At 68.8% G+C, this 14222-nt stretch carries 12 protein-coding genes; 9 read left to right on the forward strand and 3 right to left on the reverse strand.

Going from position 1 to position 14222, the window contains the following annotated elements:
* Positions 1–264 precede the first annotated feature (264 nt).
* The gene (locus tag AB0Q90_RS05880) at positions 265–996 is read right to left on the reverse strand and encodes an ion channel (protein ID WP_363159638.1); all 732 of its coding nucleotides are present in this window, start codon (positions 994–996) and stop codon (positions 265–267) included.
* Positions 997–1080: 84 nt separating this feature from the next.
* Positions 1081–3828 carry a pyruvate dehydrogenase (acetyl-transferring), homodimeric type gene (gene aceE / locus AB0Q90_RS05885; protein ID WP_363159637.1) on the reverse strand — a complete coding sequence of 916 codons (2748 nt, stop codon included), beginning with the start codon at positions 3826–3828 and terminating at the stop codon, positions 1081–1083.
* Between the two features lie 394 nt (positions 3829–4222).
* Here aceE and AB0Q90_RS05890 point away from each other — a divergent pair, with 394 nt between their 5' ends.
* The 6 genes from AB0Q90_RS05890 to AB0Q90_RS05915 all read left to right on the forward strand — a co-directional run bounded on the left by AB0Q90_RS05890 (position 4223) and on the right by AB0Q90_RS05915 (position 8743).
* Positions 4223–4663 carry a DUF3052 domain-containing protein gene (locus AB0Q90_RS05890; RefSeq protein WP_363159636.1) on the forward strand — a complete coding sequence of 147 codons (441 nt, stop codon included), beginning with the start codon at positions 4223–4225 and terminating at the stop codon, positions 4661–4663.
* 121 nt (positions 4664–4784) lie between these two features.
* Positions 4785–5243 carry a peroxiredoxin gene (locus AB0Q90_RS05895; RefSeq protein ID WP_363159635.1) on the forward strand — a complete coding sequence of 153 codons (459 nt, stop codon included), beginning with the start codon at positions 4785–4787 and terminating at the stop codon, positions 5241–5243.
* Between the two features lie 113 nt (positions 5244–5356).
* On the forward strand, positions 5357–5932 hold the full coding sequence (locus AB0Q90_RS05900) for a calcium homeostasis/redox stress adaptation protein (protein ID WP_269659090.1): 576 nt from the start codon (positions 5357–5359) through the stop codon (positions 5930–5932).
* 97 nt (positions 5933–6029) lie between these two features.
* A complete protein-coding gene (locus tag AB0Q90_RS05905) occupies positions 6030–6605 on the forward strand; it encodes a TerD family protein (RefSeq protein ID WP_188286540.1) in 576 nt (191 codons plus the stop codon).
* A gap of 152 nt (positions 6606–6757) precedes the next feature.
* The gene (locus AB0Q90_RS05910) at positions 6758–7906 is read left to right on the forward strand and encodes a DUF475 domain-containing protein (protein ID WP_363159634.1); all 1149 of its coding nucleotides are present in this window, start codon (positions 6758–6760) and stop codon (positions 7904–7906) included.
* Positions 7907–8002: 96 nt separating this feature from the next.
* Positions 8003–8743, forward strand: coding sequence for a Tellurium resistance (locus AB0Q90_RS05915; protein ID WP_363159633.1), 741 nt, complete (start codon positions 8003–8005; stop codon positions 8741–8743).
* A gap of 12 nt (positions 8744–8755) precedes the next feature.
* Here AB0Q90_RS05915 and AB0Q90_RS05920 read toward each other — a convergent pair whose 3' ends face one another.
* Positions 8756–9553 carry a TerD family protein gene (locus AB0Q90_RS05920; protein WP_363159632.1) on the reverse strand — a complete coding sequence of 266 codons (798 nt, stop codon included), beginning with the start codon at positions 9551–9553 and terminating at the stop codon, positions 8756–8758.
* Positions 9554–9739: 186 nt separating this feature from the next.
* Between AB0Q90_RS05920 and AB0Q90_RS05925 the strand changes: the two genes are divergently transcribed.
* From AB0Q90_RS05925 to AB0Q90_RS05935, 3 genes are read left to right on the forward strand one after another with little or no spacing between them, the layout of a single operon-like run.
* Positions 9740–10906, forward strand: coding sequence for an HpcH/HpaI aldolase/citrate lyase family protein (locus AB0Q90_RS05925; protein ID WP_363159631.1), 1167 nt, complete (start codon positions 9740–9742; stop codon positions 10904–10906).
* Positions 10907–10927: 21 nt separating this feature from the next.
* The gene (locus AB0Q90_RS05930) at positions 10928–13378 is read left to right on the forward strand and encodes a phosphoribosyltransferase (protein WP_363159630.1); all 2451 of its coding nucleotides are present in this window, start codon (positions 10928–10930) and stop codon (positions 13376–13378) included.
* The gene (locus AB0Q90_RS05935) at positions 13378–14190 is read left to right on the forward strand and encodes an HAD family hydrolase (RefSeq protein WP_363159629.1); all 813 of its coding nucleotides are present in this window, start codon (positions 13378–13380) and stop codon (positions 14188–14190) included. Before AB0Q90_RS05930 ends, AB0Q90_RS05935 begins: the two co-directional genes overlap by 1 nt.
* The last annotated feature ends 32 nt before the right edge of the window (positions 14191–14222 follow it).

Here is a 14222-nt window from a genome sequence, read left to right on the forward strand (position 1 = left end):
CGTTTCAAGGCCGCGTTCGGTCACCGTGCGTCGCGCGGGCTCTCCGTCAGTGCCGGTCCCGCCCCCACGGAGATTTCCCCTATCAGGGTGACTTCGCTAAAGATTCCTCGTCCTCGACACACACCGCAGGTCACAGTGGGTCAAGCCCTCCGTACGGCATGTTCCTCGGGCAAGTTCGTACGGCATACAGGGCGGCCGGTGCTGCGGCGCGCTGCCGGAGGGGGACAGCGCGCCGGCAGCCGGCACGCTTGTGGCCCTCCTCGCTCACGGCGACGGTTCCCGCAATGCCGCCACCTCCGCGCGGAGCAGCCGTACCTCCTCCGTGAGGAGTTGGATCGCCTCCGTCTGGCGGCGTTCCTCGACGTCGTCCATTTCGAAGCGGGCTATGAACCAGGCCGCGATGTTCGCGGTGACCACACCGAGCAGGGCGATCCCGGAGAGCATCAGTCCGACGGCGAGGATGCGGCCCAGACCGGTCGTCGGCGCGTGGTCGCCGTAGCCGACCGTCGTCATCGTCGTGAAGGACCACCACACCGCGTCACCCAGCGTCTTGATGTTCCCATCCGGCGAGTCCCGCTCCACGGACAGCACCGCCAGCGACCCGAACATCATCAGGCCGACGACCGAACCCACGACGTACGTCGTCAGGCGGACCTGCGAGGCCATCCGCGCCCGCCGCCCCACCAGCATCAGCGTGGAGACCAGCCGCAACAGCCGCAGCGGCTGTATCAGCGGCAGCAGCACCGCGCCCAGGTCGAGCCAGTGCCGCCGTATGAACTCCCCCCGGCGCTCGGCCAGGCCCAGCCGCATCAGGTAGTCGACGGCGAACGCCGCCCACACCACCCACTCGACCACCGTGCAGGTCCGGGTCAGCGCCCTGCTCGCCGCGGTGTCCACGATCGGCACGGCGTAGGCGATGGCGAACAGCACCGCCAGCGCCATCAAGGGGCGTTGTGTGTGCCGTTCCCAGCGGACCTGGGCGGATTGCTGCTTCATGCCCGCATCGTAGGAAACGCCCGAGGGCCGAGGGGCAGGAGCCCCTCGGCCCTCGGGCGACCTTCGATCCGTCCTCCAGCAGCGCTACGCGTCGCCGCCCGCCGCTCCCGGGTCCGCCGCTGTGACGTCGAGCAGCTGGTACCGGTCGATCGCCTGCTTCAGCGCCGAACGGTCGACCTTGCCCTCCTTCGCCAGCTCGGTCAGCACGCCCACCACGATCGACTGCGCGTCGATGTGGAAGAAGCGCCGCGCCGCACCACGCGTGTCCGCGAAGCCGAAGCCGTCCGCGCCCAGCGACTGGTACGTCCCCGGCACCCACCGCGCGATCTGGTCCGGAACCGATCGCATCCAGTCGGACACGGCCACGAACGGACCCTGCGCGCCGGTGAGCTTGCGCGTCACGTACGGCACGCGCTGCTCCTCCTCGGGGTGCAGCAGGTTGTGCTCCTCGCAGGCCACGGCCTCGCGCCGCAGCTCGTTCCAGGAGGTCGCCGACCACACGTCGGCCCTGACGTTCCACTCCTCGGCGAGGATCCGCTGCGCCTCCACGGCCCACGGCACCGCGACACCCGACGCGATGATCTGCGCCGGGATCGAGCCCGCCGTCCCCTCGCTGAACCGGTGAACGCCCTTGAGGATGCCCTCGACGTCGACGTTCTCCGGCTCGGCGGGGTGCTGGATCGGCTCGTTGTAGACGGTCAGGTAGTAGAAGACGTCCTCACCGGGCTTGCCGTCGGCCGTCGGGCCGTACATCCGGCGCAGACCGTCCTGCACGATGTGTGCGATCTCGAAGCCGAACGCCGGGTCGTACGCCACGCAGCCCGGGTTGGTGGAGGCCAGCAACTGCGAGTGGCCGTCCGCGTGCTGGAGACCCTCACCGGTCAGCGTCGTGCGCCCGGCGGTCGCGCCGAGCACAAAGCCGCGCGAGAGCTGGTCCGACATCTGCCAGAACTGGTCACCGGTGCGCTGGAAACCGAACATCGAGTAGAAGACGTAGACCGGGATGAGCGGCTCGCCGTGCGTGGCGTAGGCCGAGCCCGCCGCGATCAGCGAGGCCGTGCAGCCGGCCTCGGAGATGCCGTCGTGCAGCATCTGCCCGTTCGGCGCCTCCTTGTAGGCCAGCAGCAGATCGCGGTCCACGGCCTCGTACTGCTGCCCGAGCGGGTTGTAGATCTTCGCACTCGGGAAGAATGAGTCCATGCCGAACGTGCGGTACTCGTCCGGCGCGATCAGCACGAACCGCTTGCCGATCTCCTTGTCCCGCATGAGGTCCTTGAGCAGCCGCACGAAGGCCATGGTGGTGGCGATCGACTGCTGGCCGGAGCCCTTCTTCACGGTCGCGTACGTCTTCTCGTCCGGCAGCGCGAGCGGCCTCGCGCGCACGACACGGGTCGGGACGTAACCGCCGAGCCCATGGCGGCGGTCGTGCATGTACTGGATCTCCTCCGAGTCCCGCCCGGGGTGGTAGTACGGCGGCGCGCCGGACTCCAGCTCCTTGTCGGAGATCGGCAGGTGCAGGCGGTCGCGGAAGCGCTTGAGGTCGTCGACCGTCAGCTTCTTCATCTGGTGCGTGGCGTTGCGGCCCTCGAAGTTCGGCCCCAGCGTCCAGCCCTTGATCGTCTTGGCCAGGATCACCGTCGGCTGGCCCTTGTGCGCCTTGGCCGCCGAGAAGGCCGCGAAGATCTTCTTGTGGTCGTGACCGCCACGGCCCAGGTGCAGGATCTGGTCGTCGGTCATGTTCTCGACCATCGCGCGCAGCCGGTGGTCGTCCCCGAAGAAGTGATCACGGATGTACGCGCCGGTCTCGGTGGCGTACGTCTGGAACTGACCGTCCGGGGTCGTGTTCATCTTGTTGACCAGCACACCGTCCCGGTCCTGGGCCAGCAGCGGGTCCCAGGTGCGGTCCCAGACGAGCTTGATCACGTTCCAGCCGGCACCCCGGAAGATCGACTCCAGCTCCTGGATGATCTTGCCGTTGCCACGCACCGGGCCGTCGAGGCGCTGCAGGTTGCAGTTGACCACGAAGGTGAGGTTGTCCAGGCCCTCACGGGCGGCGATGGACAGCTGGCCGAGCGACTCCGGCTCGTCCATCTCGCCGTCGCCGAGGAACGCCCACACCTGCGACTTCGAGGTGTCGGCGATCCCGCGCGCGTGCATGTAGCGGTTCATCCGCGCCTGGTAGATCGCGCCGATCGGGCCGAGACCCATCGACACGGTCGGGAACTCCCAGAAGTCCGGCATCAGCCGCGGGTGCGGATACGACGACAGCCCGTACGGCGCCTTCGACTTCTCCTGGCGGAACGCGTCCAGGTTCTGCTCGCTGAGCCGGTCCAGCAGGAACGCGCGCGCGTAGATGCCGGGCGAGGCATGCCCCTGGAAGAAGACCTGGTCGCCGCCGTCGCCCTCGTCCTTGCCGCGGAAGAAGTGGTTGAAGCCCACGTCGTACAGCGAGGCGGAGGAGGCGAAGGTGGCGATGTGGCCGCCCACGCCGATGCCCGGCCGCTGCGCCCTGGAGACCATGACCGCGGCGTTCCACCGGGTCGCGTTGAGGACCTTGCGCTCGATCTCCTCGTTTCCGGGGAAGAACGGCTCGTCCTTGGTCGCGATCGTGTTGACGTAGTCCGTGCTGCGCATCTCGGGCACGGCCACGCGCTTCTCGCGGGCCCGCTCGATCAGCCGGAGCATCAGGTAGCGGGCCCGCTCGCGGCCGCGCTCGTCCACTGCGGCGTCGAGGGAGTCGAGCCACTCCTGGGTTTCCTCGGGATCGAAGTCAGGAACCTGACTCGGAAGGCCGCCAATGATGATCGGATTGCGATCGGATCCGGAAGCCACGCTGTTCCTTACCTGTCAGAGGGCTGGTTTTCGGGCTGTTCTCGTGGGTCCGCTGTGCCTGCACCGTTCCCCATCGTGTACCGCGCGACGGCAAACGTCATCTCTACTGCGAGGTAATCCAAGCGTGCTGCGCCGGGAGGGTTCTCAAAAGCGCAAAGAGGGCAGAACGGTGTGGCGTGTGTCACCTTGGGGGCATGGCGCCATGACGAGAGTTGCGGTGACACAGCCCGGAACGTCACCGTTTCGGCGGTCTCGACGGCCGGGTACTTGCGCGATCCGCCCCGCCCGTGTGGACTACGGCCAATGCTTCGCGCACGCGCGAGCTGAGTTTCCCCCAGAGCCCTGGACGGGCCTGGGGGGACCCCCATCCGAAGACATGATCAGGAGGCAACCCGTGAGCGCGACCGCGGACCACGCGGAGGAGCGGACGAACCCTGCCGCAAGGCTGGGGTTCCAGCCCGAGCAGGTGGTCCAGGAGATCGGCTACGACGACGACGTCGACCAGGAACTCCGCGAGGCGATTGAAGAAGTCATCGGCAGCGAGCTGATGGACGAGGAGTACGACGACGTCGCCGATGCCGTGGTGCTGTGGTTCCGCGACGAGGACGGCGACCTGACGGATGCGCTGGTGGACGCCACCACGTACATCGAAGAGGGCGGCTCGATCCTGCTTCTGACGCCGAAGACGGGCCGGGACGGCTACGTCGAGCCGAGCGACATCTCCGAAGCCGCGACGACGGCCGGACTGTCCGCATCCAAGAGCGTCAGCGTCGGCAAGGACTGGAGCGGCAGCCGGCTGGTGACGCCGAAGGCAGCCAAGTCCCCCAAGAGGTGACCCTCCGCTGAACACACCGGACGGGCCGGCTTGTCGGTCGGCCCGTCCGCCGCCGTTCGGTGATCGCTGCGTAGGGTGGTCCCGACCACCCGAACAGCCCCACCGAAGGGACACGCCCGCGATGGCCATCCAGGTCGGCGAAAAGGCCCCCGACTTCGAGCTCAAGGACAACCACGGCGCGACCGTGAAGCTGTCCGACTTCCGCGGCCACAAGAACGTCGTGCTGCTCTTCTACCCGTTCGCCTTCACCGGCGTGTGCACCGGCGAGCTGTGCGAGCTGCGGGACAACCTGCCGAAGTTCTCCGACCGCGACACCCAGATCCTCGCCGTCTCCAACGACTCCGTCCCCACCCTGCGCGTCTTCGGCGAGCAGGAAGGCCTGGAGTACCCGCTGCTGAGCGACTTCTGGCCGCACGGCGAGGTCTCCCGCGCCTACGGCGTCTTCGCCGAGGACAAGGGCTGCGCGGTGCGCGGGACCTTCGTCATCGACAAGGAGGGCGTCGTCCGCTGGACCGTCGTCAACGGTCTGCCGGACGCCCGTGACCTGAACGAGTACGTCAAGGCGCTCGACACCCTGTGATTCTTCGGTACCAAGGCCTGCGGGCTTCGGGAACCCGTTACTAGGATCGAGTCGTTGATCCGGTATCACAAGCATGGCGGGGCTCCCCGCCCCTGGACACCAATGGAGGACTCGTGGGAGTCAGCCTCAGCAAGGGCGGCAACGTATCGCTGACCAAGGAGGCCCCTGGCCTGACCGCGGTCATCGTCGGTCTGGGGTGGGACATCCGCACCACGACCGGCACCGACTTCGACCTGGACGCCAGCGCGCTGCTGCTGAACTCGTCCGGCAAGGTCGCGAGCGACGCGCACTTCATCTTCTTCAACAACCTCAAGAGCCCCGACGGCTCGGTCGAGCACACCGGTGACAACCTCACCGGTGAGGGCGAGGGCGACGACGAGCAGATCAAGGTCGACCTGGCGGGCGTCCCGGCCGACGTCGAGAAGATCGTCTTCCCGGTGTCGATCTACGACGCCGAGAACCGTCAGCAGTCCTTCGGCCAGGTGCGCAACGCGTTCATCCGCGTCGCCAACCAGGCCGGCGGCGCCGAGATCGCCCGCTACGACCTGAGCGAGGACGCCTCCACCGAGACCGCCATGGTCTTCGGTGAGCTCTACCGCCACGGCGCGGAGTGGAAGTTCCGCGCCATCGGCCAGGGCTACGCCTCGGGCCTGCGCGGCATCGCGCAGGACTTCGGCGTCAACGTCTGAGCCGGCGCTCGCACCGTCCGGCGCCGCACGGTTTGCGTGCGGCGCCGGACGCGCAGGGAAACAACCAAAGAAGCATCACCCGGGGAGGATCAGCATCATGGGCGTCACGCTCGCCAAGGGGGGCAATGTCTCCCTGTCCAAGGCCGCACCGAACCTCACTCAGGTGATGATCGGGCTCGGCTGGGACGCGCGCTCCACCACCGGAGCCCCCTTCGACCTCGACGCCAGCGCCCTGATGTGCAACGGCGGGCGGGTGATGGGGGACGAGTGGTTCGTGTTCTACAACCAGCTCAAGAGCCCGGACGGCTCGGTGGAGCACACCGGCGACAACCTCACCGGTGAGGGCGACGGCGACGACGAGTCGCTCCTGATCGACCTCTCCAAGGTCCCCGCCCAGTGCGACAAGATCGTCTTCCCCGTCTCCATCCATATGGCCGATGAGCGCGGCCAGACCTTCGGCCAGGTCAGCAACGCCTTCATCCGCGTGGTGAACCAGGCCGACGGCCAGGAACTCGCCCGCTACGACCTCAGCGAGGACGCCTCCACCGAGACGGCGATGATCTTCGGCGAGGTCTACCGGTACCAGGGCGAATGGAAGTTCCGCGCCGTGGGGCAGGGGTACGCGTCGGGACTGCGGGGCATCGCCCTGGACTTCGGGGTCAACGTCTCATAACGCGTTATGAGCAAAAAGAGGTACCCGGTGGGGTGGGCAGCGGGGCCGACTAGACTCCGGCTTCAAAAGTTCGTAAAGCCGAGTACGGCGCGGGGGAGACCCTCCCCCAGACTCCGTCTGGGGGCGCCCCCAACACAGGGATTGGGTAGCCAGTGGTTCTGAAAACCTTCGGCTGGTCGTTTGCGGTCACCGCGCTCGGCCTCGTCGCGGCGGTCCTCTATGGGGGGTGGACCGCCTTCGGCATCGTGGCGATCCTCTCCATCCTTGAGATCTCGCTGTCCTTCGACAACGCAGTGGTCAACGCCGGGATCCTGAAGAAGATGAATGCCTTCTGGCAGAAGATCTTCCTCACCATCGGTGTGCTGATCGCCGTCTTCGGTATGCGACTGGTCTTCCCTGTCGTCATCGTTGCCGTCACCGCGTCCATGGGTCCGATCGAGGCCGTCGACCTCGCGCTCACCGACAAGGACCGGTACGAGCAGCTCGTCACCGACGCCCACCCGGCGATCGCGGCCTTCGGCGGCATGTTCCTGCTGATGATCTTCCTCGACTTCATCTTCGAGGACCGTGACATCAAGTGGCTCGGCTGGCTGGAGCGCCCGCTGGCCAAGCTCGGCAAGATCGACATGCTGTCGGTCTGCATCGCGCTGATCGTGCTGCTCGTCTCCGCCATGACCTTCGCGGCCAACGCCCACCAGCACGGCGGCATGCATGTCGACAAGGCAGAGACGGTTCTCCTCTCCGGTATCGCCGGTCTGATCACCTACATGATCGTCGGCGGTCTCTCCGGCTACTTCGAGGACAAGCTCGAAGAAGAGGAGGAGCGCGAGCACGAGGAGGAGGAAGAGGCCGCCCGCACCGGCAAGCCCCGCTCGGCCGTCGCCCTCGCCGGCAAGGCCGCGTTCTTCATGTTCCTCTACCTGGAGGTCCTGGACGCGTCCTTCTCCTTCGACGGTGTCATCGGCGCCTTCGCCATCACCAACGACATCGTCCTGATGGCGCTCGGCCTCGGCATCGGTGCCATGTACGTCCGTTCGCTGACGGTCTACCTGGTCCGCCAGGGCACCCTGGACGACTACGTCTACCTGGAGCACGGCGCGCACTACGCGATCGGCGCCCTCGCCGTCCTCCTTCTCGTCACCATCCAGTACGAGATCCACGAGGTCATCACCGGCCTGATCGGCGTCGCCCTGATCGGCTGGTCCTTCTGGTCCTCCGTCCGCCGCAACCGCGCGCTGGCGGCGGCCGAGGGAAAAGCTGAGGCCTCGGACGACAAGACTGAGGTCGCGTCCGGGGTGTGACAGCCCTCCGGGTGAGGAACGCTCTGTGCGGGGCGGCCGGGCCTCCGGCCGCCCCGCCGGTTTTTTCAGTGGATGCCAGTGACGGTGGGGGCGGGAATGGGCTTGTTGGACGGACTGCTCTGGCGCGGACGCGCTGCCCAGTTCGACTCGGGCAGCGCGTCGACCAACTCGATCGAACTGACCAAACGGCACGGCCAGGTCTCGCTCACCAAGCAGGACGCGGCCACCGGCCACCTGCGCATCAACCTCAACTGGCGGATGCGCAGCTCCGACATAGGCGGGCCGCAGCGGGAGAGTCTGCTGCGGCATCCGTTCAAGGCGCTGAAGCCGCCGGAGGTCGTCGGACACAGCCAGAGCATGGTGAACGTCGACCTCGACCTCGGGTGCCTGTACGAGCTGGCCGACGGCACCAAGGGGGTCGTCCAGCCGCTCGGCGGCCTCCTCGGGGACGTCAACTCACCGCCATACGTGAAGCTCAGCGGCGACGACCGGTTCGGGTCGGCGTCCGGGGAGACGATCTACGTCAATCTCGACCAGCGGGAGAACATCAGGCGGCTGCTGGTCTTCGTCTACATCTACGACCAGACGCCGGCCTTCGACCGCACCCACGCGGTCGTGACGCTCTACCCGAGCAACGGGCCGCGCATCGAGATCGGCCTGGACGAACGGCACCCACAGGCACGGTCCTGCGCCGTCGTCATGATCGAGAACGTCAAGGGCGAGATCCTCGTCCGGCGCGAGGTCAAGTTCGTCTACGGGTTCCAGGCCGAGCTGGACCGGCTGTACGGGTGGGGACTGCAGTGGGGGCGGGGCTACAAGGCCAAGGCGGATCGCTGAGCAAGCCCGCCTCTATCGCCCGATGAACTGCGGCCCCTGCGGCGGCATCCGGAACTCGCCCGTCGGGACCGGCGTCGGCGGGGACACCGGGGGCGGGTAGCCGTAGCCGCCGTACGCGGGCTGGCTGGTCGGCTGGGGGTAGCCGTAGGCCGGCTGGGTCGTCGGCGGGGTCTGCGGATAGCCGTAGGCCGGCTGGGGCGGGACCGCGGTCGTCGGCTGCTCCGGAGGCAGCGGCTGCGACAGGGGCTCCTCCTGGGCCGCCGCCTCCGACTCGTCGACCATGATCCCGAAGTCGGTCGCCAGGCCCTGCAGGCCGTTCGAATAGCCCTCGCCCAGGGCACGGAACTTCCAGCCCTCCCCGCGGCGGTACAGCTCGCCGCAGATCAGGGCGGTCTCCTTGCCCGTCTCCGGCTTGATGTCGAAGTGCGCCAGCGGCTCGCCGTCCGCGACCGAGGCGTCGTACAGCAGGATGCGCAGACCCCGTACGCGGTCGAAGGTGACGTCCTCCGCCGAAGCGACCAGGAGAATCTGACTGACGTCGGGCTCGACACCGGCCAGATCTGTCTGGATCGTGTCTGTGGGACCCTCGGCGTCCCGCTTCATGCCGAGCAGCCTCACCTGCCCGGAGGGGTGCCGGGGCTGGTTGTAGAAGACGAAGTCCTCGTCGGAGCGCACACGCCCGTCGGGGCCGAGGAGCAGCGCCGAGGCATCGACCTTCGGGACCCCCTGCCCGGGCGTCCAGCGCAGCACGGCACGTACGGCCGTGGCTTCGAGCGGGACGTTCGACCCCTTCAACATGGCGTGCGTCATGCCGTCATCCTGCCCTCTCGGTAGTGATCACGACAACGCGGGGGTACATGATCACCTGACTGTGTCCGCACCCGCGTTACCAGAAATTCATGCTCGGCGGGAACCCCTGACATGGGTCTCTACGTACTATTACCGGCCACCTGTGAACGGATCACAGGGGTCGCTCAGTCACCACGGGGGAGTTTTATGCGTCATTTCGGGCACATCGCCCCAGAGGTGCGGCAGCGCCTCTTCCACCAGGAGCCCTGCGTCTTCGACGCGGACTCCCCGGCCCGCCTGCTCTCCACCGCCCTGGGTGCCACGCTGTACAGCCCGGCCACCCGGCCGCGGCTCGCGGACGACATCCTCAAGCAGGCCGACCGCGGCGTGGTCTCGATGGTGCTGTGTCTGGAGGACTCGATCGGCGACGAGGACGTCCAGGCCGGTGAGGAGAACCTGGTCCGGCAGTTCACCGACCTCGCCGGACGCGACCGCGACGAGCTGCCCCTGCTGTTCATCCGGGTCCGCCACCCCGAACAGATCCCCGACCTCGTACGACGCCTCGGCCCCGCAGTCCGGCTGCTGTCCGGATTCGTGCTGCCGAAGTTCACCGAGGAGCGCGGCATCCCCTTCCTGGAGGCGCTCACGGCCGCCGAGACGGCGAGCGGCCGCCGTCTGTTCGCCATGCCCGTGCTGGAGTCGCCCGAGCTGCTCTTCCGCGAGTCCCGCGTGGAGACGCTGGAGGGGATCTTCCGGGCGGTCGACAAGTATCGTGAAAGAGTGCTCGCGCTGCGGCTCGGCGTGACCGACTTCTGCTCCTCCTACGGACTGCGCCGCGCTCCCGACATGACGGCCTACGACGTCCAGATCGTCGCCTCCGTCATCGCCGACGTGGTCAACATGCTCGGCCGCGCCGACGGCACCGGCTTCACCGTCACCGGCCCGGTCTGGGAGTACTTCCGCGTCCAGGAGCGCATGTTCAAGCCCCAGCTGCGCCGCAGCCCCTTCCTGGAGGGCCAGGCCGAGGAACTGCGCGAGGCCCTCATCGAGCACGCCATGGACGGCCTGCTCCGCGAGATCGCCCTCGACCAGGCCAACGGCCTCACGGGCAAGACCTGCATCCACCCCTCCCACGTGCTCCCCGTGCACGCGCTGTCCGTGGTCAGCCACGAGGAGTTCAGCGACGCACAGGACATCCTGCGCCCCGAGCGGGGCGGCGGAGGCGTACTGAGGTCGCAGTACACGAACAAGATGAACGAGGTGAAGCCGCACCGGGCCTGGGCCGAGCGCACTCTGCTGCGCGCCGAGGTCTTCGGAGTGGCCAACGAGGACGTCGGATTCGTCGAGCTGCTCGCCGCCGGCATCGCCGACTGACACCTGACAACCAAGGGACGCATGAACAAGGCAGTGAACAACGGGGTCTGGTCCGGCAGCTGGGTCGCCGAGCGACTCGGCGTCGAGCTCGACGGCGACGAGCAGCTGACGGACCTGCTGGGACTCGCGCTGCGCCGCAACCCCAAGCGGGCGCACCTCCTCGTCTCCCACGTCCTCGGCAAGCACGTACCCCAGTCACCGTCCGTGGTCTACGGCTACGGATTCGCCCTGGGACGCCGGGTACGGGACCTCCTGGGCGCCGAGGAGGCGGCCGCCGCGGTCGTTCTCGGCTACGCGGAGACGGCGACCGGCCTCGGCCACTCCGTCGCCGACGGCATCGGCCTGGCCCCGTACCTGCACTCCACCCGCCGCCCGGTCGCGGGCGTGGCCCCGGCGGGCGGCTTCGAGGAGTCCCACTCCCACGCGACTTCTCATCTGCTGCTCCCCGAGAACCCGGCGCTGCTGGCCGGCGACGGCCCGCTGGTCCTGGTCGACGACGAGTTCTCCACGGGGAACACGGTGCTGAACACCGTGCGGGATCTTCACGAGCGGTATCCGCGACGGCGGTACGTGGTGGTCGCGCTGGTGGACATGCGCTCGGCGGCGGACGCGGGGCGCTTGGAGGCGTTCGCGCGGGAGATAGGCGCGGAGGTGGACCTGGTGGCGGCGGCGCGCGGAAACGTACGGCTGCCGGAGGGGGTCCTGGAGAAGGGCCGGAAACTTGTCGGGGAGTGGGAAGACGTCCCAGGGGCGCGGGGAACTGCGCGACAAGCCCCCACCGACCCGCAGCCAACGATCAAGCGGGTAGACCTGCGCTGGCCCCTCGGCCTCCCCGACGGCGGCCGCCACGGCTTCACTCCGCAGCACCGAATACGCCTGGAGAACGCCCTCCCCGCCATGGCAGCCCGCCTGGCAGAGGCACTCCCCGAGAATGCGCACCGAGTGCACATCCTCGGCTTCGAAGAGCTGATGTACGCCCCCCTCCGCCTCGCCCGCGAACTGGAGCAGATCACCGACGCCGAGGTCCGCTACTCCACCACCACCCGCTCGCCCGTCCTCGCCGTCGACGACCCCGGCTACGCGATACGCAGCCGCCTCGTCTTCCCCGCCCACGACGACCCGGCCGACGGCCCCGGCGAGCGCTACGCCTACAACGTCGCCGGCGCCGGCTTCGACGCCGTGGTCGCCGTGGTCGACTCGACCGCCGACACACCGGAACTGCACGCCCCCGACGGCCTGCTCGCGCAGCTCAGAGCACACACGCCGCAGGTCGTCCTCGCGGTCGTCCCCTCGTACGTACCCGAAAGGCCCTCGATGCTGCCCGAGCCCCTCCGCGGCCCCGCCTTCTCCTCGTACCCGCCCGAGGAGGTCGGCTGGCTGCTCCAGGACCTCTCCGACGTGACCCTGGAGGCGCCCACCGAGGAGCGCGAGGAGGCCATCCAGAGCGGCGGCGCGCACTACGCCGAGTCGCTGCCGGTGGAGTACCAGCCGAGCGAGCAGTACCAGGAGCTGTTCCACACCGCCCTGGACGCGTCCGCGGCCCGCCTCGCGCAGGCCGTCGGCGCGGTCACCGAGGTCGTGCTCGCCGAGCGGTCCCCGCGCCCCGTGCTGGTCTCGCTGGCCCGCGCCGGCACGCCCGTCGGCGTGCTGATGCGCCGCTGGGCCCAGCACCGCCACGGCCTCGACCTGCCGCACTACGCCGTCTCCATCGTGCGCGGCCGCGGCATCGACGCCAACGCCCTGCGCTGGCTGGCCGCCCACCACGACCCGGCCGACGTCGTCTTCGTCGACGGCTGGACCGGCAAGGGCGCCATCACCCGCGAACTGGCCGCCGCCATCGAGGAGTTCGAGGCCGCCGAGGGCGTCACCGGCTTCGACCCGGAGATCGCGGTGCTCGCCGACCCGGGCTCCTGCGTACGCACCTACGGCACCCGCGAGGACTACCTCATCCCCTCCGCCTGCCTCAACTCCACGGTGTCCGGCCTGATTTCCCGTACCGTGCTGCGCGCGGACCTGGTCGGCCCGAACGACTTCCACGGCGCCAAGTTCTACCGCGAACTCGCCGGCGCCGATGTCTCCGTGGAGTTCCTCGACGCCGTCGCCGCCCGCTTCCCCGAGGTCGCCGACGCGGTGGACGCCCAGGCCAAGGAACTGCTCTCCGCCGACCGCACCCCCACCTGGGAGGGCTGGGCCGCCGTCGAGCGCATCAGCGAGGAGTACGGCATCCACGACGTGAACCTCGTCAAGCCCGGCGTCGGCGAGACCACCCGGGTCCTGCTGCGCCGCGTCCCCTGGAAGATCCTGGCGCGCGCCGGAGCCGGCGCCGACCTGGACCACGTACGCCTGCTGGCCGAACAGAGAGGGGTCCCGGTGGAAGAGGTCGCCGAACTGCCGTACACCTGCGTGGGGTTGATCCACCCCAAGTACACGCGGGGCGCGACGGGCGCCGACGGCAAGGCGGTGAACGTCTGATGCCGGTACTCGTGGCGAGCGACCTCGACCGTACGCTCATCTACTCCTCGGCGGCCCTCGCGCTGACCATGCCGGACGCGCGGGCACCCCGGCTGCTCTGCGTCGAGGTGCACGAGAGCAAGCCCCTGTCGTACATGACCGAGACGGCCGCCGGGCTGCTCGGGGAACTGGGCGACGCGGCCGTCTTCGTACCGACGACGACCCGCACCCGCAAGCAGTACCAGCGCATCAACCTGCCCGGCCCCGCGCCCACTTACGCGATCTGCGCCAACGGCGGGCACCTGCTGGTGGACGGCGTCTCGGACGCCGACTGGCACGCGCGCGTGCAGGCACGGCTGGCCGACGAGTGCGCGCCACTGGCCGAGGTCCGCGACCACCTGATGGCGACGGCCGACCCGGTGTGGGTGCGCAAGCACCGCATCGCCGAGGACCTCTTCGCCTACCTCGTCGTCGAACGCGAACTCCTGCCCGAGGACTGGGTGAAGGAACTCGCGGTATGGGCGGAGAACCGCGGCTGGACGGTCTCGCTCCAGGGCCGCAAGATCTACGCCGTACCGAAGCCGCTGACCAAGAGCGCGGCCATGCACGAGGTGGCCAGGCGAACGGGCGCGGACTTGACGCTGGCCGCGGGCGACTCACTCCTCGACGCGGACCTTCTCCTCGCCGCGGACAAGGGCTGGCGCCCGGGCCACGGCGAACTGGCCGACGACGGCTGGACGGCCCCGACGATCGCCGCGCTGCCGGAGCGGGGGGTGCTGGCGGGGGAGAGGATTCTGCGGGAGTTCCTGAGAACGTCGAGGAAGCCGACCTAGGGGCGCGGGGAACTGCGCGACCAGCCACAACG

The sequence above is a fragment of the Streptomyces sp. NPDC079141 genome, assembly GCF_040686775.1.
Classification (GTDB): Bacteria; Actinomycetota; Actinomycetes; order Streptomycetales; family Streptomycetaceae; genus Streptomyces.